Genomic DNA, 18,926 nt, shown 5'->3' on the forward strand with positions numbered 1-18,926 from the left:
CGCCGGAGCGGCGAGCTGTGATTTGTTTGTGCATTTAAGTTTCTGTTTGGAAATTACTGTACATATTGAGGTTTCACTCTTAGCTAGTGGTCTTCTCCCTCTCATATTTGATACTTTGCGGTGCATAAGGATTGTCTTATGAAGAATTTTAAATTTAGCCTTGCTTGGCAAATTTTAATTGCTTTAATCCTAGGGATAGTTGTCGGGGCTGTTTTACATAACCAGCCTGAAATCAAAGATAGTATTGTGAATAATTTTCTTGCTCCATTGGGTAAGATTTTTATTAGCTTGATTAAAATGATTGTTATTCCAATCGTTTTCTCAACCTTAATTTTAGGTATTGCCGGTGTTGGCAGTACGAAAAGTTTAGGACGACTTGGTTTTAAAACCATTCTCTATTTTGAAATTATTACGACTATTGCTATTTTGGTTGGCTTGGTTGCAGCAAATATTTTCCACCCAGGCTCAGGCATTGATATGTCTCAGTTGGTGCAGTCAGATATTTCTCAATACAAGCATACAACTGAAGAAGTTCAGTCTCAGTCACATGGTCTTATTCAAACAATATTATCGCTTATCCCAACGAACATTATTAGTTCAATGGCGCATGGCGAAATGTTACCTGTGATTTTCTTTGCTGTGTTATTTGGTGTGGGGTTATCTTCATTACCAGTAACCACTAAAGACCCATTGTTGAATGTGTTTCATGCAGTTTCAGAAACAATGTTCCGCGTAACGCATATCATCATGAAGTATGCACCTGTGGGTGTATTCGGCCTGATAGCAGTAACCGTTGCAAACTTTGGTTTCGCTTCACTTATTCCTTTGGGCAAGTTAGTCGTATTGGTATATAGTGCGATTTTGTTCTTTGCTTTAGTGGTACTTGGTTTAACTGCAAAAATGTTCGGAATTAATATCTTTATCTTACTTAAGATTTTAAAAGATGAATTGATTTTGGCATTTTCAACTGCAAGTTCAGAAACAGTTTTACCGCGTATTATGCAAAAGATGGAAGCTTATGGCGCGCCTAAAGCAATTTCTAGTTTTGTTATTCCAACAGGTTATTCATTTAACCTTGATGGTTCTACGCTTTACCAAAGTATCGCAGCAATCTTTATTGCACAGCTTTACGGTATCGAAATGTCAATTAGCCAACAAGTCATTTTAGTTGTAACTTTAATGATTACCTCTAAAGGTATTGCGGGTGTTCCTGGTGTATCATTTGTTGTGTTACTTGCCACATTAGGTAGTGTTGGTATTCCTGTAGAAGGCTTGGCATTTATTGCAGGTGTTGACCGTATCATGGATATGGCACGTACAGCGTTGAACGTTGTAGGTAATGCACTTGCAGTACTTGTAATTAGTAAGTGGGAAAAACAATACGACTCTGAAAAAGCAGCAGCTTATGAAGCATCGTTTAAATAAACCAGACTTTTTCTAGTTGTAATAAAAACCCGCGTAGATCGCGGGTTTTTTTATGGGGTTATTTCAGTACCGCCTCATATAGGGCCAGTGTCTGATCACACATGTTTTTCAAGCTAAACATGGTAACGGGGTCAACGGCTTGAGGCTGCTCAATATGTGTTTTCACTGTTTCCAGTAAAGCTGTTTCATTTTCTACTTCAACAAGACCTTGTGGATAAACATTAGATAAAATCTCGGCAACACCTCCACGGTTCCATCCAATGACCGGTGTACCTACTGAAAGCGCTTCCAAAGCCGTTCTACCAAATGTTTCAGCTTGATTAGATAGTGATAAGACAATATCGCTAAATGCTAGCCATTCACGGATATCTGAGCGGTGTCCTACAAAGGTAATTTTATCTGCTAGACCTTTGCTTTGAATATTGCTTTGCAGCTCAGTTAAATAAGCTTGTTTTTTTGTATCAGCACCCCCTACTACTACAGCATGTAGTTGAGGATATTGCATACCTAATTTTTGCATAAGGTCAATCAGACTTTCATGGCCTTTTAAACGTGTAATACGGCCGGGTAAGCAAAGTAAAAACTTATTTTCGAGTTCGGGAAATTCTTTAAAAACCTGATTAAACCATTGTGCTGAAGGTTGATAGTTATGCGGGAAAGCAGTGGGATCAATTCCACGATAAATCCGAACAATATCTTGGGGAGGGCAGTTTTTATAATGATCAGTGATGTATTTAACGACGCTGTCAGAAACAGCAATGACTTTCTCAGCCTGAGTCATAATTGCACTATAACGATTGACTGAATAAAAGCCATGCACCGTGCTAATGAGGTGAGGGCGTTTATTTGCAGGTATTTTTCTTAAAGCAAAATGAGTAAGCCAAGCAGGCACACGAGAACGGACATGAACAATGTCAGGTTGGTGTTGCTCGATTAATTGACGTAAAGGTCGAATCTGCCACAAGCTTGATAAAGATTTTTTATGAATAGGTAGAGTGAGGTGTGTAGAACCTTCAGCTTCAAGTTGAGAGACTAAGCGCCCGCCATTGGACACCACTAATGATTGATGTCCTTGCGCAATAAGTGCGCGTGCAATTTCAAGTGTGCCGCGTTCTACGCCACCGCTATTGAGTTCTGGGAGAAGTTGCATCACTTTCATTATTTTTGCCTTTAGGTTGTAGCAAAGCGGAGTCTTGCAGTTTATTCATTCAATATTTGGAGTTTACTCCTTACTTTTGTTTTGGCAAAAGTAACAAAACCATTTGTTGGACTAACGACACATCCGTGATGTCGTAGTCCAACGGGCGACATCCTTGTCGCCTTCGCACGATAGTACATGCTGGTGTTTATTTAGATGTTTATTACTACCGTGCGGCCGTTACTGAGGATTATTAATAGATTTCTTCATATCCTTCAGGACGTGTTTTAAAGCGACGGTGGAACCACATATATTGAGTTGGTGCGATCCGAAGTTGATTTTCGATAATTTTATTGACGCGTGTTGCATCATCAACTTCATCTTCACTTGGCATATTATCGACCAGAGGTTCAATCAGAACATGATATTTCGGGTTCTTAATGTCTCCATGGCGGTAGAAATATAAAGGTACAGCAACTGCTTTTGAGATTTTTAATAAGCGGCGGTGTGCAGTTACAGTTGCTGCTGGAACACCAAAGAAAGGTGCCATCACGCCTTGTTTGAGCCCAAAGTCTTGATCTGGGCTATACCAAATTGCATCGCCATCTTTAAGGTGACGAATTAAACCACGCATATCGTCATGATCGATTTGTGCTTTATAAATTGTGCCACGGCAACGATAAATCAGCATGTCGAGTAAGGGGTTGTTTTGAGGGCGATAGACAACATCAGGTTCAAAATATTGAGCACAAAGATAGCCGCCTGCATCAAGAAGCGTGCTATGAGTCCCCAGTAATAAAACACCTTTGCCTTGAGCTTGAGCATTTGTAATATGTTCTAAACCTTCAATCGTGACTCGGTTTTTGAACCAATCTGGTTTATACCAAGCATTTAATGTTTCAAACACGCCTAGCATCATATCGACAAAAACTTGTTGAGCTTGTTGCTGAACTTTATCGGCAGACCATTCAGGAAAGCAGACTTCTAAATTACGAATAGTTGTTTTACGGCGTGATTTTAAATATTTCCAAGCCAGATTCGCTACACCATGCGCCAGACGCCATTGTATGGCCCACGGTAAAATAGCCAAAAGCATTAAAAAAACAATAGCAATCCAAACACCCCAATATTTAGGCAATAAAAAGGACCATTGAAACTCACCGGGCGTATAAGACTGCTTTTGGCTCATAACGATAAAAAGATTTCAAAAAGTTAAAACTGGCAAAAGTGTATCACGAACTGAATTTATCGTCGTAATACACTGTTCAATTGAGTGTTAAGAGAGGATGAAATAAGAAGGCTGGGTTATCGGCGATTTTCTAAAAGAATTTTAACAGCGAGTCCAGCCAATACAGTTCCCATGAGCCAGCGTTGTATATTTGCCCAAAGAGGCTTTTGTTGTAGAAAAAGTGCAATACTACCCGCAGAAAGTACAATAAGAGCATTTACTGAAACGCTTACAAAAATTTGAATTGTACCGAGTTGAATTGATTGCCATAAAATACTGCCTTGTTGTGGATGAATAAACTGTGGCAGTAAAGATAAATACATAATGGCAATTTTAGGATTAAGCAAGTTGGTCGAAAAACCCATTAAAAAAAGTTTAGCTGGGGAATCTACTGATAAATCTTTTACATTAAAAATAGGGGCGGCATTTGGTCGTAGTGCTTTCCATGCAAGCCAAAGTAAATAAATTGCACCAGCAATCCGAATGGTGTCATAAGCGTAGGGAACAGCGACAATTAACGCCGTAATACCAAAAGATGCGCAAAGCATATAAAAGATAAAGCCTACAGCTACCCCACCTAAAGAGATAAATCCAGCGGTTTTCCCTTGGCAAATCGAACGAGAAATAAGGTAAATCATATTGGGACCAGGAGTGAGTACCATCGCCAAACAAATTAGTCCAAATGCCAAAATTTGAGAAAGCTCTAGCATGCGAAAACACTCCAATATTATTATGTTGTTAGGTATAACATAATTATTTTTAGAAGTCTTATATTCAAGCACAAGGCTATTTTTAAAATACTGAAAATAGCGAAGATATAATCGATTATCATTATGTGATGTATAAGCTTTGATTTTAAAAAAGCTTATATTCTTAATATAAAAAAAGAGCCCCCTTAATTTAAGGAGGCTCTTTTTTACGTTCTTTTTAGCAAAGTAAAGCTGATTAGTTTCCTTTGCTCATTTGTTCAAGCACGTCCCAGCGTTCCAATTTTTCAAGTAATAACTCGTCAATTTCTGTAAGACGCTGGCTTGCTTTTGTTGCTGCATCAGCATTACTCACAAACCATGAACCATCAGCTAATTTATTTGAGAGTTCAGCTTGTTCAGTTTCCAGCTTTTCAATTTCGGCAGGGAGTTGTTCAAGTTCACGCTGATCTTTATAACTAAGTTTGACTTTTTTAACACTGTTCTGAGCTGCGGCTTTTTCAGCTTCAGCTTTTGCCTGAGCTTTTTTTACATCAGATTTCTGATCTACAACTTTATCATCTGGACGCTGTTGTAAATAGTCTTGATAGCCACCGATGTACTCTGCAATGTTACCTTTACCATCAAATACCCACGTCGACGTTACTACGTTGTCCATAAAGGCACGGTCATGGCTAATGAGAAGCAAGGTTCCTTTGTATTCAGCTAACATTTCTTCGAGAAGCTCGAGTGTAACCATGTCTAAATCATTGGTTGGCTCATCCATTACAATCAGATTCGACGGTTTGAGCAATAATTTAGCCAGTAAGATACGATTTCGTTCACCACCAGAAAGTGCTTTTACTGGAGTACGGGCACGTTCAGGTGAAAATAGGAAGTCTTGAAGGTAGCTGTAGATATGACGGCGGTTACCATTCACATCAACAAAATCAGAGCCTTCTGAAACGTTGGCCATGACTGTTTTTTCAAGGTCTAAGGCATTACGCAATTGGTCAAAATAAGCAACTTCCAACTGGGTGCCTGTTTTAACTGAACCACCATGTTCGATTGTACCTAAAATGGCTTTAATTAATGTCGTTTTACCAACACCGTTATCACCGACTAAACCAATACGGTCACCACGCATGACAAGAGCAGAAAAATCTTTGATCAGTAGATTGTCACCATAAGATACGCTTAAGTTTTCGATATCAAAGACTAATTTACCCGAACGATTGGCGTCTTGAGTCGCCATACTCACTTTGCCTTGTTGTGAGCGACGTGCTTTTGATTCGTCACGTAAAGCTTTTAAAGCACGAACGCGGCCTTCATTACGGGTACGACGAGCCTTAATACCTTGACGAATCCAAGCCTCTTCTTCTGCTAATTTTTTATCAAATAAAGCATTCTGTTTTTCTTCTGCTTCCATTTGCTGAGCTTTAAGCTCTAAATAACGTGAATAGTTGCCTTCATACGTGCGTAAAACGCCACGATCGAGTTCAACAATTCGAGTTGCAATACTATCTACAAAAGAACGGTCATGTGAAATAAACAGAAGCGTTAAATTATTTTGATCGAGTAAGAATTTTTCTAGCCATTCAATACTTTCAACATCTAAATGGTTCGTCGGTTCGTCGAGCAGTAATACGTCTGGTTGTGTCAAAAGAGCGCGCGCTAATAAAACACGGCGTTTACGTCCACCAGATAAGTCTGCTAAGTCTGCATTTGGATCAAGCCCCATTTTACTTAAAAGAGCATTTACCTTGTTCTCTAGTGCCCAGCCGTCTAACTGGTCTAGTTTATGCTGAAGGTTACCCATACGGTCACAGGCTTCCATATCTCCTAGCATACAAGCGTCGGTCGCTTCATGATAAGCCCTGAGTACTTCTGCCGCTTCTCCGGCACCATCTGCCACAATGTCGGCTACTTTGCCTGAGTCCATTGGAACGTCTTGGGCTAACATTGAGACAGTTAAACCATTTTGAATGGAAACTTCACCAGAATCTGGTAATAGGCTTCCCTCGATGAGTTTAAGTAAAGTAGACTTACCTTCACCATTACGCCCAATTAAACAGACTCGTTCGCCACGTTCTAGATTAAAGTTCGCGCCATCGAGCAAGGCAGGTCCGCCAAAAGCAAGTTGGACATCCCTTAGGGTAATATAGGCCATAATGTTTTCCAGAATCTCAAATGAGGATTTAAATGACTAAACCACCATATCATGATGATCAAGCGTCATTGTCCGCACCCATTGAAGATTTGCAAGTGCGAATTACATTTTTGGATGATTTAGTTGAAGAATTAAATCAACAACTCGCTATTCAGACTCAAGAAATAGCTGATTTAAAAAAACAAATGCAATTTCTTTATCAACGGGTGGAATCTTCAGATTTATCCGAAGGTATTGCTCCTTTTGATCCATCAACCAATAAACCGCCCCATTATTAATAAAATGGCAAGTTCAATACTTGCCATTTTATTAGAGTTTAGTCGTAAGTTGAGCTTAAAAGCCATGTAATACGATCTTCCCTTTTGTTGTGCCACTTTCAATTTGCTGGTGAGCTAACTTTAAGTTTTGTGCATTAATCGGGGTTAAAGTTTGCGTAACTGTGGTTTTGATTTTACCTGCGTCAACAAGCTCTGCAACCTCATTGAGTAATTCACTTTGTTTAGCCATGTCTTGGGTTTGATACATAGAACGAGTAAACATAAACTCCCAGTGAACTGATACGGACTTAGATTTAAAAGGTTTAATGTCTAACTGTGCCGGATCATCAATCAGTCCAAAATGGCCTTGTGGTGCAATCAACTCGACGATGTCTGATAAATGTTGATCTGTTTGCGTGGTTGAAAAAACATATAAAGGTGCATTTAAACCAAGTTGCTTTATTTGAGGTGCTAAAGGTTGAAGATGATCTAACACATAATCAGCACCGAGTTGCTTAACCCATTCTTGTGTTTCTGATCGTGAAGCCGTTGTAATAATCGTTAGATTAGTCAATTGTTTAAGAAGTTGAATCGTAATTGAACCAACTCCGCCAGCACCACCAATGACTAAAATTGAAGTATTTTCTGGGACAACCTTTGGGACCTGTAATCGATCAAATAACATTTCCCACGCCGTAATTGCGGTTAAAGGGAGAGCTGCCGCTTCGGTAGGTTCTAAAGAATTCGGTTTATGACCAACGATGCGTTCATCAACCAACTGTAATTCACTATTACTGCCTTGGCGATTTAATGCACCTGCATACCAAACTAAATCACCAACTTTAAATTGAGAAACTTGATCTCCAATTGCTTCAACCACTCCTGCTGCATCCCAGCCAAGAACTTTCCATTGATTATTCTCCGCATTGACATTCTTACGAATTTTAGTGTCGACTGGATTAACTGAAATTGCTTGTATGCGAACCAGTAGATCATGACCTTCTGCAACAGGTGTATCTAGTTCGACGTCAATAAGTACCTCTGGCGATGTAATAGAACCTGCTTTTTGATATGCCACAGCTTTCATAATTATGATTCCTCTTGTTGAGAGTTTGATCATAACGTAAGCTTAAATTTGGTGACTACAGACAAATAACGCTCATAGTGTCAAAAAGGATACTGTAAAATGGCAAAAGCACGGCATTCTAGTTTTGATTGCTCTCCGGGTTGTTCTGTTGAGGCAGCCATTAGTTTGATTGATGGAAAGTGGAAATGCGTCATTCTTTGGCATTTGTTTAATGAAGGCACTTTACGATTCAATGAAATTCGAAAGCGCGTTCCGAGCATTACCCAAAGAATGTTAACTAATCAGCTACGTGAGTTAGAACAAGACGGGATTATTCATCGAGAAGTTTATCCTCAGGTTCCGCCTAAGGTTGAGTATTCTTTAACTGATTTAGGGCAGGGTTTGGAGCAGATCCTTCTTGCTTTAAAAACATGGGGAGATGCCCATCTTGATCAGTTTGGTAAATTGACACTTGTTGATCGCAATCAGAATCCTTAAATATATCTGAGTAAACTCACACAATTTGCACTGTGAAATGCCGATATTTTAGGTGTTGCTATCTTATTGGGTATTATTTTTATCATGTAACTTGCGTTTTCTGGTCAGCTTATGCAACTCTAATAAAAGAGATTAATAGGTTTTGCTATGGACAATATGGGAATTTGGGTTACCGTTATCATTGTTCTTTTCGTACTAGGCTCCATTTTTGGTTTAAGAGTGAGCCCTCGTGAAAAGGCACTTGGTATTATGCGTGACAAAGCTCGCAAAATAGGGCTACATCCACGCGTAATTGTTGCACCTGAATGGACACATGTTCCAATGGCGACTGAAAAACGTGCCAGCATGGTTGCTTATTATAGTGTATTGATTCCCGATGCCCGTTTATCTTTAATGCGTGCTCGCGTTATAGACGGCAAGTTAAAAGTAATTCAGGGTGATGAGAAATTTAATGATTCTCCCATTGCATTAAAAGGGATTTATGCTATTGATATGCAGGCAAACTGTGTAGGACTTTATTGGGATGAGGAATCAGACCTAAGAGCAACACAATTAGATGAGATGAAGGCTTATCTGTTGGCCTTGGCTACAGCCTGATTTTTAAATTTATTGGTATAGGAATAACATTTTATATGGCGAATACCTCGCGCTCTGCATCTCAAAGCACAGCATCTACTGCACCTGCTGCACCTAAACGTGCCTTAGTGATTGTGGAGTCGCCTGCCAAAGCGAAAACCATCAATAAATATTTGGGTTCGCAGTTCATTGTAAAGTCTTCTGTAGGTCATGTACGTGACTTGCCAACGGGCGGCAGTAAATCAACAGAGAAAAAGCCGGCTGCTCGGACCAAACTCTCTGAAGCCGAAAAAGAACAAAAAGCTAGTCAAGCTTTAGTTAACCGTATGGGAGTTGATCCAGAGCATGGCTGGGAAGCTCATTATGAAGTTCTGCCAGGTAAAGAAAATGTCGTTGCTGAACTAAAGAAACTTGCCAAAGATGCAGATGCGATCTATCTCGCAACGGATTTGGATAGAGAAGGGGAAGCCATTGCTTGGCACCTAAGAGAAGTTATCGGTGGTGATGACAGTCGTTATCACCGCGTAGTGTTCAACGAAATTACTAAAAATGCCATTCAAGAAGCATTTAAACAGCCAACACGTCTAGATCTAAATCGCGTAAATGCTCAGCAAGCACGCCGTTTCTTAGACCGAGTCGTGGGCTTTATGGTTTCGCCATTACTTTGGGAAAAAATTGCCCGTGGTTTATCTGCCGGACGTGTACAGTCTGTTGCAGTGAAACTGGTTGTTGAACGTGAACGTGAAATTCGCGCATTTATTCCTGAAGAATATTGGCAAGTTTTTGCAGATACGGTTTCTAAAAAAGATGATATTCGTCTTGAAGCGGTTAAACAGGCTGGAAAAACATTAAAGCTAAAAAATAAAGCTGAAACTGATGCTTTATTAGATGTTTTAAAAGGTGCTGAATATAAAGTTGCACAACGTGAAGATAAACCGACTAAGGTTAATCCAAGCGCGCCTTATATCACTTCAACTTTGCAACAAGCTGCAAGTACACGTTTAGGTTTTTCTGTGAAGAAAACCATGATGTTGGCGCAGCGTTTGTATGAAGCGGGTTTCATTACCTATATGCGTACTGACTCAACTTTCTTGAGTGATGATGCAGTAAGTATGGTCCGTGCACATATTGAAAGCCAATATGGTGAAAAATATATACCGGCAAAGCCAAACCGCTACGGTAACAAAGCGGGTGCTCAAGAAGCCCATGAAGCGATTCGTCCGTCAAATGTTGCGCTTACTGGTGATCAACTTGCGGGTGTAGAGCGTGATGCTCAACGTCTATATGATTTGATCTGGCGTCAGTTTGTTGCGTGTCAAATGACACCAGCAGAATATTTATCTTCTACTTTGATTGTTGAAGCAGCGAATGTTGAGTTAAAGGCGAAAGGCCGTACGCTTGTATTTGAAGGCTTCACTAAAGTACGCGGAGCGAATAAGTCAGATGACGATATTATTTTACCTGCAATTAAAGTAGGTGAAATCTTAAAGTTAGAAAAGCTCGATCCAAGTCAGCACTTTACTAAACCACCTGCACGTTTTACTGAAGCATCTTTAGTTAAAGAGCTTGAAAAACGTAGTATTGGCCGTCCTTCGACCTATGCAGCTATTATTTCTACCATTCAAGAACGTGGTTACGTTAAGTTAGAAAACCGTCGTCTTTTTGCCGAAAAAATGGGCGAGATTGTGACGGATCGTCTGGATGAAAGTTTTAATAACCTGATGAACTATGCTTTTACGGCAGATCTTGAAGGACAGCTTGATAAAGTCGCAACGGGTGAGCGTAACTGGAAAGAACTATTAGATACTTTCTATGGTGACTTTAAGAAACGTTTAACCAATGCTCAGGGTGAGCAGGGAATGCGCCGTAACCAACCGGTTGAAGTACCTGCAGTACATTGCCCTGAATGCTCACGTCCAATGCAGATTCGTACGGGTACAACTGGCGTATTCTTAGGATGTTCTGGCTATAACTTGCCACCTAAAGAGCGTTGCAAAGGTACACTGAACTTAACACCTGTTGAGTCGTTAGCTGCTCTATCTGATGATGATGGTGCTGAAACTGCTGACTTGATGTCAAAGCATCGCTGTGAGAAATGTGGCACAGCCATGGACAGCTATGTGATTGATGGTGGCCGTAAGCTTCACGTATGTGGTAACAACCCGGACTGTGATGGTTTTGAGCTTGAAGAAGGTGAGTTCAAGATTAAGGGTTATGATGGCCCAACCATTCCATGTGACAAATGTGATGGCGAAATGCAACTTAAGACGGGACGTTTTGGTCCATATTTCGCTTGTACGAGCTGTGACAATACCCGTAAAGTCTTGAAAAGTGGTCAACCTGCACCACCGCGTGTAGAACCAATCAAGATGGAGCATTTACGCTCAGCGAAACATGATGACTTTTTTGTGTTACGTGATGGCGCGGCTGGTCTATTCTTGGCAGCGAGTAAATTCCCGAAAATTCGTGAAACACGTGCACCAAAAGTTGCAGAGCTACGAAGCGTTGCAGCTCAGCTTGATCCAAAATATCAATTTATTTTGCAAGCCCCAGATGTAGATCCTGAAGGGAATCCAACAGTTGTGAAATTCAGCCGTAAGAATCAATCACAATATGTAGGTTCAGAAACACCAGAAGGTAAACAAACCAAATGGAGCCTGATTTATCAAGATGGTAAATGGGTTGAGGGCTAAACAAGTCCACAATAAAAAATGCTAGCTCAGCTAGCATTTTTTATGTCTAAAACAATAAAAGAAAAATTTAATTTTATGGGGAACAAGAATGTGGAAAAACATTCGAGTCTTATGCTTATTCATTATTTTAATGATTGTGGCAGTTCAGGCATGGCGAGATCAAAATCAAGACTGGAATCAGACAGTTGTAGTCGTTTTACATCCAGTGAATGCTGATGGTTTACAATCAACACAGAGCTATATTCATCAGTTAAAAAACGAAGATTTTTGGGCAATCAGAAACTATTTAAATGAGTGGGCACAGCATTATCGCGGGCAATCAGGGAACTTTGAAATTCGCTTAGGACAACAGTTGCAGCAACGACCACCTGAGGTTCCTCAAAATGCCAATATCTTGCATGTTATGTGGTGGAGCCTAAAGTTTCGTTTTTATGCATGGCGACAACAACAACCCGAGGATAGTGGAGCCTCACTCAAACTTTACTTAAATTATTATGATCCGAATTATCAGAAAGTCTTGATCCATTCGACTGCTTTAGAAAAAGGTCGTATTGGTAGCGTTAATTTATTTGCGACCAAAACACAAGCTTCACAAAATCAGGTTGTGATTGCTCATGAGTTATTGCATGGCTTTGGAGCACAGGACAAATATGATTTAAAAACAGGACAACCTATTTATCCTTTAGGTTATGCCCAACCTGAAAAAGTGCCTCTATATCCACAGACTGATGCCGAAATCATGGGTGGTCGAACGCCCTTATCTGAGCAGAGCAGTAAAATGCCGAATGGCTTACAAGAAACAATCATAGGGTTACCTACTGCCCAAGAAATTGGCTGGGTGAAATAAAACTGTGGATAAATACTGCTTTATCCACATCAATTGTTAAGAAACGATGCAGATTTTATACAGACAAAAAGTGTGAAGTACATCACTATTGTTGGGTAGATGAAATTCTAATACCTGATAATAAGAGTAGCCATGATGAAAACTGTAGGTAATGATTTGGTACGTAATCAGTTACATGCTGACCGTAAATGGTATTTGATATTAGGCTTTGTGCTTATTGGTTTTGGTCTGATTTTATTTAGTTCATTGCCATTTGCGACTTTTTCTGTCGTTTTTTTATTTGGAATACTCATGATGGTCGGCGGTGTGTTACATCTCGTCGCGGCTATGAGTGTTTTTAAAGGTGCAAGCCGATGGTTATGGGCACTGTTTGGTGTGCTGTATCTCATGGCTGGCTATTACGCTTTTTCTACTCCAGTCACTACAGCTGTTGTTTTGACAAGCCTATTGTCTATAGCGCTGATTATTGCTGGTGCTATACGTACTATAAATGCAATTTTACTTAAGCCTATTACAGGATGGGGCTGGACCTTGTTTTCAGGATTGCTCACCTTATTTACAGGTATTCTAATTTTAGTATCTAAAGATTCACCTTTCTGGGTGCTGGGAATGTTCCTTGCTGTTGATATCTTATTTCAGGGAATTAATTTCCTTGGTCTGGCTTCTGCTATCAAACATCTTCCATCCAGTTCAAAAACAGTATTTTGATAAGCGATATACTTTCAAAGAGCACTTTAAGTGCTCTTTTTGTTTTTAAGAGTCTAAGGTTCATCTCTGTTCTGGGTCTGCTAAACTATGCCTTGGTGTGTTAGCGATATGTGTTATGAGTCTTGCAAAATTAATTAATGAACTAAATGCTCAGCAAAAAAAAGCAGCGACTACCTCCGCACAGAACTGTTTAGTTTTGGCGGGTGCTGGTTGTGGCAAGACTAAAACGATTGTTGCGCGTGCAGCCTATTTAATTGATCAAGGCTTACCAGCAAATCAAATTCAGATTTTAACTTTTACGCGACGTGCTGCGAGTGAGATTGTTGCAAGAGTAGAGCAACATGTAGGAGCACAAGCAAAAGGTTTGCGAGCTTCAACTTTTCATACTTTTTGTATGTATTTACTACGCCGTAACCCACAAGCTTTTGGGTTAAATCAATTTAGTATTATTGATCGCGATGATCAGTTGCTCATGTTTCGTTTATTAAGAGGCAAAGATAAAGATAATGTTTTGCCTAAAGCCGCAGAGCTGTGTGATTTATATTCTTATGCTCGAAATACTCAAACAAAGCTTTCGGAAGCATTAATCAAACAGCTTCCAGATGCATATGAGCATAAAACTCAAATCGCAGATTTGATGAAAACCTATGAGCAGCGAAAAAGAGAACGTAATTTTTTAGATTACGACGATATCTTGTCGATTGTGGCTGTACATTTACAAAACTCGGAAGCACTCACCAACTGGGTTGCAGGTTTTTGTCAGGCACTGCTGGTTGATGAAATGCAAGATACCAACCCTTTGCAATGGGCTTTATTGCAGCCGTTAATTGGTAAAGTGAAGCTGTTTTGTGTTGGTGATGATGCGCAGTCAATTTATGGCTTTCGTGGTGCAGACTTTGAAAATATCCATTCTTTTAAAGAGCGGATACCTGACGCAGTCATTCATACACTGGATTTAAATTACCGCTCGACTCAAGAAATTTTAGATTTATCAAACTGGTTATTAGCAAATAGCCCAATTGATTATCAAAAACAGTTACAAGCACATCGTGGTCAAGGCCAAAAGCCACAGCTACATTTGTTTGGTAACGAGTTCGAAGAGGCGAATTGGATTGCGCAAGACTTAATTACACGGCATCAGCAAGGTGCGGGCTGGTATGACCATATGGTTTTAGTCCGTTCTGGTTATAGCGCTCGTTATTTGGAAGGGGCTTTTATTGCTGCTGAAATTCCTTATCGTTTTATTGGTGGTGTAAAACTTCTTGAGTCGGCACATGTGAAGGATGTGCTTAGCCTACTAAGGATTGTGAGTAACCCTCACGATGATTTAGCTTGGATGCGTTTTTTAACCTTGTGGGACGGTATTGGCGATGTTGGAGCGAGTAAGCTCGCTCAAGAGCTAATGGGAATTACTGATGTTGAGGAGCGCTGCAAGCGTCTAGAGCGCCATGGAAAAGTTCCCTTACAAGCGATTTTAATTTTAAAACAGCTAGATGTATTACAGCAGCATGTTGAAGCAAGTATTGGTTTAGCACTTGATGCTTTAGGTGAACAGCTAGAACAAAATTATAAAACTAAAGATTGGTCACGTCGGTTAAAAGACTTTGATTTGGTCAAACAACTTGCACGCAAACATGCATCTTTGGGCGAATTTCTTGAAGAATATGTGCTTGAACCAATTTCAATTTCTGAAATTGAAAAAGCAGCTGATCAGGATTTAGTAACTTTAATTACGATTCATTCAGCTAAAGGTGCGGAGCAGAAAGTCTGTTATGTACCTCATGTATCGCCCAATCAATATCCTTATGCAAGAGCACAGGGCGATTTTGATGATGTCGAGGAAGAGCGCCGCGTATTGTATGTTGCATTAACACGCGCAGAAAATGAATTAATTTTGACCAAGCAAAACCTCAATACATGGTCAGAAGACAATTATGATGAGCAAGGCCGTAAAATCGAAAGTTATTTCCTAAATGACCTTCCAACACATTTGGTTCAGGCAAAGATTCATAGGCAAGTACCTCAGCCGTTTGCCAAAAAGCAATGGAACCGTTCACCTACAGTAAATTTAGGTTTTGGTATCGATCTGGATTAAACTACTGTATAAGACACTGTGATTACTTAAATATATATTGGCTGCTCCCTTTTATTGCCAATTAAGGTTAGAAAATGAAGATATTAGTTCGTAATTTAGATCGTGCTGTGAGTGAAACTGAAATTTTAGAGTTATTCAAAGCATATGGTAAAGTTGAGACGTGTGTTCTTGTTACTGATAAAGACACAGGTAAATCAAAAGGTTTTGGTTTTGTTGAGATGCCTAACCCACGTGAAGCAATTAAGGCAATTAAAGGCTTAAACCTGCTTAAAGTTAAAGGCAATGGAATTCGAGTTAAAGCAGCCGAAGAGTAAGTCTTTATTGTGAAAAGACAGTTTTTAGCTCTTTCGATTGTCGCGCCAAATGGTACTCGCATAGCTGAAGGTATAAAAACACTTGAAGTGCGTTCATGGGTGCCGACACAGTTACCAGTGAAAGATCTATTAATTGTCGAGAACCAAAATTTTTTAGTCAAAGATACTGATGAAGAAGAGGGAATTGCTGTCGCTTTGGTTGATGTCGACTCTATTCATGCTTGGCGAAATGACGAAATTGAGTCTGCATGTGCAACTGCTTGGGACGAAGGGTATTTTGCTTGGGTTATAAGTAATGTCCGTCCTATAAGGCAGCCATTAAAAACTTTAGCTAAACGTAAAATTTATCAGGTTGAGCTGGATTTACCATAAATAACGTTGATTTTATTAATGGAGTCGTTAAGCTAAAGAATAGCTGTTGCAATAGCGATTTTAGAACAGGAAAGTTTAGTTATGTCACGTGTTGCTCGTTATCATGCCGATCGTACCAATCAGAAGCTCTATTTTGCGCGCTTAGCGTGTCAACAGGCAGAACAGACCGATCATGTGCAACAGATACAAGCTTATCGTGAAGCAGCTGTATTCCACTTACATGGCGCAATGTTAGCTTTCTTACAAGAATTGGTACGTTATTACCGTTTAAATGATTTGCAACCTACCTTAAAATCTATTGAGGAACATATGGCGGCAAAAGGGCAAGTTTCTCCTGAAGTGTCCGTTTTGCAACAATTGGCAAAAGATGGCTTCGTTGCTGAATTAAAACGAGCTTATCGTATGTGCCAATATGCGCCGGAACCTAAAGAGCCGACCCCTGAAGAAGAAACATCTTCTAACCTGATTATTAAAGTGACTCAAGGTCCACAATCTTGGTTACCAGATGTTAAGATTTTGCGTGAATGGCATCGCGAATTAAGCCATTTAATCGATGGTTTTCGTAATGAAATGGTCGAGTTCTAAAATTAAACTGCCCGAGTGCTTGAAATTTACTCCGGGTGTGCCTATATAAATAAGACAAGAGATGCAAAGTGCAAGGGTGCTTTGCCACCATGTTGAAACATGGAGGAAGTATATGTCTATACAGCAATTGAAAGAGTTATTTGGGAATCAAGAAGCCGTTTTGGAATTAGTCCAACTCGAAGGTGGCGAACTCGCCTTGCGTAATGCAGGTTCTGAGAATGAACCCTTGGTTAAAATTCAATTTAGCGATGAAGTAAAAGCAATCTTGGGTGAGCAAACTCCAGTTGTTGCTCAGCATATGATTCAGGCTGCATTGTTTGGGCTGCTTGAAAAGCAGGTAAACGAGTGGCAGGCTGAGGTATTAGACGAACAGCCTAAATTCTTGAGTTAAAAAAAGCGTACTCTTGAGTACGCTTTTTTTATCGGGTTAATGAATAGTTGACTGATGGGCAAGCTCGATCTGATTTAATATATGATGGCTCATATTCTTTGCCATTTCCTCTTTGGCATAGAACACCTCACCAATATTTTCATCTCTGATCACCGCAGCTTCTTCTTTACTTTCCGCACAAATTAACACCTGAATTTGAGGGTTTAATTGCTTAGCAATAGCCACAATACGGTGAATGTCTAAAATATCCATAGGTGAGATCACCAAGAGTCTTGCATGCATAATGTGTGCTTGAATTAAAACACTTGGTTCAGTTGCCACACCACTCACAGCAGCAATGTTCGAATGACGTAGCTTTTCTACGATTTCACGATTCTCTTCGGCAATAACGACTTTAATATTTTCATTAATTAAATTTTCAGTAATACGCCGTCCAACACCGCCATATCCGACAATAACGACCTGATCGCGTAAGTAAGCTTGATCAACTTCATCAGGTAACATGGCTAATGGGTCGCCACTACGTTCAAGAAGACGAGCTAAATGAGAGCGCTCTCGAATCCAGCGTTGTACAGGTTCAATGGCTGAGAATATAAAAGAGTTAAGCGTAATTGAAAATAAAGCACCTGCCAGAATTAGGTTTTGCGCTTCTAAAGTTAATAAACCTAATGAGACACCGAGAGTTGCTAAAATAAACGAGAACTCACCAATTTGGGCCAAACTCGCCCCCACTGTAAGGGCTGTATTGATGGGATAACGAAAGAATAAAACCAAAGCCATTGCCGCAAGTGTTTTCCCCACCATGATAATTGCGATAACAGCCAAAATATGTAGTGGACGTTCTACAAGAATATTTGGGTCAAACAGCATTCCCACCGAAACAAAAAACAGAATTGAGAAAATTTCACGTAGTGGAAGCGTTTCTTCTTCTGCACGGTGACTAAAGTCCGATTCTTTAACAACCATCCCAGCAAAGAATGCGCCTAATGCCATGGAAACCCCAAAAATGGCATAAGATCCGTAGGCAATTGAAACAGCTGCTGCAACAACAGTTAGAGTAAATAGCTCTCTTGAACCTAAACGAGCAACAAATTGCATGATGATAGGAACAACACGTTTACCCACAATAAGCATAAAGGCAATGAAGCCGATCACTTTTAATAAAGTTATCCCAAGAGTTAACCAGATGTTGCCGTCAGCACCTTCAGGGGCTTTGCCACCTAATAAAACAGCAGTGGCTGGAAGTAGGACTAAAACCAGTACCATCACTAGATCTTCGACCAGCAGCCACCCCACCGCAATTTTGCCGTTGACTGAATCTAAAAGACCTCTGTCCCCTAAAGCTTTTAATAATACAACCGTACTCGCACACGACAGACTTAAGCCAAAAACGAGTGCAGAGCCAAAGCTCCATCCCCATAGCATGGATACGCCAACTCCCAATAGAGTAGCGACCGCAATTTGTAAAATCGCGCCTGGCAGGGCAATACGGCGAACGAGCAACAGGTCATTTAATGAAAAGTGCATTCCTACACCAAACATCAGAAACATGACACCGAGTTCTGCAAGCTGGTTAGCAAGATGAATATCTGCTTCTATACCCGGGGTATTCGGGCTAATAATAATTCCGGCAATTAAATAGCCGATAAGAGGGGGAAGTCGTAATCGGGCTGCAATATAGCCAAAAATGAGGGCAACGCCGAAACCAACAGCAAGTAAAATAATTAAATCTACGTCATGCGGCACTAAAAACTCCTTTTACGTGAGTTAGGCTAAAGACAAGCATAAAAAATGCCAAGGCGAAATATGTGGAAAGTTTAACAAAAAAAAGCTACGTATAAAAAAAATGCAAAAAAAAACGACTTCATTGTGAAGTC

General features: G+C 40.1%; 18 protein-coding genes. 12 read left to right on the plus strand and 6 right to left on the minus strand.

Annotation, left to right across the window (positions count from 1 at the left end; all coding sequences use genetic code 11):
* Window positions 1–138 precede the first annotated feature (138 nt).
* Window positions 139–1,425, plus strand: coding sequence for a glutamate/aspartate:proton symporter GltP (gene gltP / locus MSG66_RS05530; protein ID WP_324652815.1), 1,287 nt, complete (start codon window positions 139–141; stop codon window positions 1,423–1,425).
* 58 nt (window positions 1,426–1,483) lie between these two features.
* On the opposite strand, the gene MSG66_RS05535 is transcribed toward gltP, so the two are convergent.
* The 4 genes from MSG66_RS05535 to MSG66_RS05550 form a co-directional block, all read right to left on the minus strand.
* A complete protein-coding gene (locus MSG66_RS05535) occupies window positions 1,484–2,584 on the minus strand; it encodes a glycosyltransferase family 4 protein (protein ID WP_324652817.1) in 1,101 nt (366 codons plus the stop codon).
* 232 nt (window positions 2,585–2,816) lie between these two features.
* Complete coding sequence (locus tag MSG66_RS05540) at window positions 2,817–3,752, minus strand: lauroyl acyltransferase (protein WP_324652819.1); 936 nt, start codon at window positions 3,750–3,752, stop codon at window positions 2,817–2,819.
* Window positions 3,753–3,868: 116 nt separating this feature from the next.
* Complete coding sequence (locus tag MSG66_RS05545; RefSeq protein WP_324652821.1) at window positions 3,869–4,501, minus strand: LysE family translocator; 633 nt, start codon at window positions 4,499–4,501, stop codon at window positions 3,869–3,871.
* A gap of 235 nt (window positions 4,502–4,736) precedes the next feature.
* Window positions 4,737–6,647: an ATP-binding cassette domain-containing protein gene (locus MSG66_RS05550; RefSeq protein WP_324652823.1), complete on the minus strand. Its 1,911-nt coding sequence runs from the start codon at window positions 6,645–6,647 to the stop codon at window positions 4,737–4,739.
* A gap of 32 nt (window positions 6,648–6,679) precedes the next feature.
* Here MSG66_RS05550 and MSG66_RS05555 point away from each other — a divergent pair, with 32 nt between their 5' ends.
* On the plus strand, window positions 6,680–6,925 hold the full coding sequence (locus MSG66_RS05555) for a SlyX family protein (RefSeq protein ID WP_133975525.1): 246 nt from the start codon (window positions 6,680–6,682) through the stop codon (window positions 6,923–6,925).
* A 55-nt stretch (window positions 6,926–6,980) separates the two neighbouring features.
* Here the strand turns inward: MSG66_RS05555 and MSG66_RS05560 are convergent, their stop codons facing one another.
* Window positions 6,981–7,991 carry a zinc-binding alcohol dehydrogenase family protein gene (locus tag MSG66_RS05560; protein ID WP_262473241.1) on the minus strand — a complete coding sequence of 337 codons (1,011 nt, stop codon included), beginning with the start codon at window positions 7,989–7,991 and terminating at the stop codon, window positions 6,981–6,983.
* 99 nt (window positions 7,992–8,090) lie between these two features.
* Between MSG66_RS05560 and MSG66_RS05565 the strand changes: the two genes are divergently transcribed.
* From MSG66_RS05565 to MSG66_RS05610, 10 genes are all read left to right on the plus strand, one after another.
* Window positions 8,091–8,468, plus strand: a complete 378-nt coding sequence (locus MSG66_RS05565) for a winged helix-turn-helix transcriptional regulator (protein ID WP_042894700.1) — start codon at window positions 8,091–8,093, stop codon at window positions 8,466–8,468.
* A 147-nt stretch (window positions 8,469–8,615) separates the two neighbouring features.
* A complete protein-coding gene (locus MSG66_RS05570; RefSeq protein WP_042894701.1) occupies window positions 8,616–9,065 on the plus strand; it encodes a hypothetical protein in 450 nt (149 codons plus the stop codon).
* A gap of 35 nt (window positions 9,066–9,100) precedes the next feature.
* A complete protein-coding gene (gene topA, locus MSG66_RS05575; protein WP_042894703.1) occupies window positions 9,101–11,737 on the plus strand; it encodes a type I DNA topoisomerase in 2,637 nt (878 codons plus the stop codon).
* An 88-nt stretch (window positions 11,738–11,825) separates the two neighbouring features.
* Window positions 11,826–12,584 carry a hypothetical protein gene (locus MSG66_RS05580; RefSeq protein WP_324652828.1) on the plus strand — a complete coding sequence of 253 codons (759 nt, stop codon included), beginning with the start codon at window positions 11,826–11,828 and terminating at the stop codon, window positions 12,582–12,584.
* 135 nt (window positions 12,585–12,719) lie between these two features.
* On the plus strand, window positions 12,720–13,292 hold the full coding sequence (locus MSG66_RS05585) for an HdeD family acid-resistance protein (protein WP_202742700.1): 573 nt from the start codon (window positions 12,720–12,722) through the stop codon (window positions 13,290–13,292).
* 115 nt (window positions 13,293–13,407) lie between these two features.
* On the plus strand, window positions 13,408–15,387 hold the full coding sequence (locus MSG66_RS05590) for an ATP-dependent helicase (RefSeq protein ID WP_324652830.1): 1,980 nt from the start codon (window positions 13,408–13,410) through the stop codon (window positions 15,385–15,387).
* A 74-nt stretch (window positions 15,388–15,461) separates the two neighbouring features.
* Complete coding sequence (locus MSG66_RS05595; protein WP_005302115.1) at window positions 15,462–15,701, plus strand: RNA recognition motif domain-containing protein; 240 nt, start codon at window positions 15,462–15,464, stop codon at window positions 15,699–15,701.
* Between the two features lie 9 nt (window positions 15,702–15,710).
* The gene (locus tag MSG66_RS05600) at window positions 15,711–16,073 is read left to right on the plus strand and encodes an ASCH domain-containing protein (protein WP_202742579.1); all 363 of its coding nucleotides are present in this window, start codon (window positions 15,711–15,713) and stop codon (window positions 16,071–16,073) included.
* Window positions 16,074–16,154: 81 nt separating this feature from the next.
* The gene (locus MSG66_RS05605; protein WP_042894711.1) at window positions 16,155–16,658 is read left to right on the plus strand and encodes a DUF6586 family protein; all 504 of its coding nucleotides are present in this window, start codon (window positions 16,155–16,157) and stop codon (window positions 16,656–16,658) included.
* Between the two features lie 112 nt (window positions 16,659–16,770).
* Window positions 16,771–17,049 carry a hypothetical protein gene (locus tag MSG66_RS05610; protein ID WP_002114792.1) on the plus strand — a complete coding sequence of 93 codons (279 nt, stop codon included), beginning with the start codon at window positions 16,771–16,773 and terminating at the stop codon, window positions 17,047–17,049.
* 36 nt (window positions 17,050–17,085) lie between these two features.
* On the opposite strand, the gene MSG66_RS05615 is transcribed toward MSG66_RS05610, so the two are convergent.
* Entirely contained in the window at window positions 17,086–18,795 is a 1,710-nt protein-coding gene (locus tag MSG66_RS05615; RefSeq protein WP_324652834.1) for a cation:proton antiporter, read from the minus strand.
* Window positions 18,796–18,926: the final 131 nt, after the last annotated feature.

It is taken from the genome of Acinetobacter sp. IK31 (genome assembly GCF_035615195.1).
In the GTDB taxonomy this organism is placed as follows: domain Bacteria; phylum Pseudomonadota; class Gammaproteobacteria; order Pseudomonadales; family Moraxellaceae; genus Acinetobacter; species Acinetobacter calcoaceticus_C.

What these genes read in the sequence shown, in the direction of transcription:
- gltP (WP_324652815.1), top strand. Translation starts at nt 139, where the DNA reads ATGAAGAATTTTAAATTTAGCCTTGCTTGGCAAATTTTAATTGCTTTA.
- MSG66_RS05535 (WP_324652817.1), bottom strand. Translation starts at nt 2,584, where the DNA reads ATGAAAGTGATGCAACTTCTCCCAGAACTCAATAGCGGTGGCGTAGAA.
- MSG66_RS05540 (WP_324652819.1), bottom strand. Translation starts at nt 3,752, where the DNA reads ATGAGCCAAAAGCAGTCTTATACGCCCGGTGAGTTTCAATGGTCCTTT.
- MSG66_RS05545 (WP_324652821.1), bottom strand. Translation starts at nt 4,501, where the DNA reads ATGCTAGAGCTTTCTCAAATTTTGGCATTTGGACTAATTTGTTTGGCG.
- MSG66_RS05550 (WP_324652823.1), bottom strand. Translation starts at nt 6,647, where the DNA reads ATGGCCTATATTACCCTAAGGGATGTCCAACTTGCTTTTGGCGGACCT.
- MSG66_RS05555 (WP_133975525.1), top strand. Translation starts at nt 6,680, where the DNA reads ATGACTAAACCACCATATCATGATGATCAAGCGTCATTGTCCGCACCC.
- MSG66_RS05560 (WP_262473241.1), bottom strand. Translation starts at nt 7,991, where the DNA reads ATGAAAGCTGTGGCATATCAAAAAGCAGGTTCTATTACATCGCCAGAG.
- MSG66_RS05565 (WP_042894700.1), top strand. Translation starts at nt 8,091, where the DNA reads ATGGCAAAAGCACGGCATTCTAGTTTTGATTGCTCTCCGGGTTGTTCT.
- MSG66_RS05570 (WP_042894701.1), top strand. Translation starts at nt 8,616, where the DNA reads ATGGACAATATGGGAATTTGGGTTACCGTTATCATTGTTCTTTTCGTA.
- topA (WP_042894703.1), top strand. Translation starts at nt 9,101, where the DNA reads ATGGCGAATACCTCGCGCTCTGCATCTCAAAGCACAGCATCTACTGCA.
- MSG66_RS05580 (WP_324652828.1), top strand. Translation starts at nt 11,826, where the DNA reads ATGTGGAAAAACATTCGAGTCTTATGCTTATTCATTATTTTAATGATT.
- MSG66_RS05585 (WP_202742700.1), top strand. Translation starts at nt 12,720, where the DNA reads ATGAAAACTGTAGGTAATGATTTGGTACGTAATCAGTTACATGCTGAC.
- MSG66_RS05590 (WP_324652830.1), top strand. Translation starts at nt 13,408, where the DNA reads ATGAGTCTTGCAAAATTAATTAATGAACTAAATGCTCAGCAAAAAAAA.
- MSG66_RS05595 (WP_005302115.1), top strand. Translation starts at nt 15,462, where the DNA reads ATGAAGATATTAGTTCGTAATTTAGATCGTGCTGTGAGTGAAACTGAA.
- MSG66_RS05605 (WP_042894711.1), top strand. Translation starts at nt 16,155, where the DNA reads ATGTCACGTGTTGCTCGTTATCATGCCGATCGTACCAATCAGAAGCTC.
- MSG66_RS05610 (WP_002114792.1), top strand. Translation starts at nt 16,771, where the DNA reads ATGTCTATACAGCAATTGAAAGAGTTATTTGGGAATCAAGAAGCCGTT.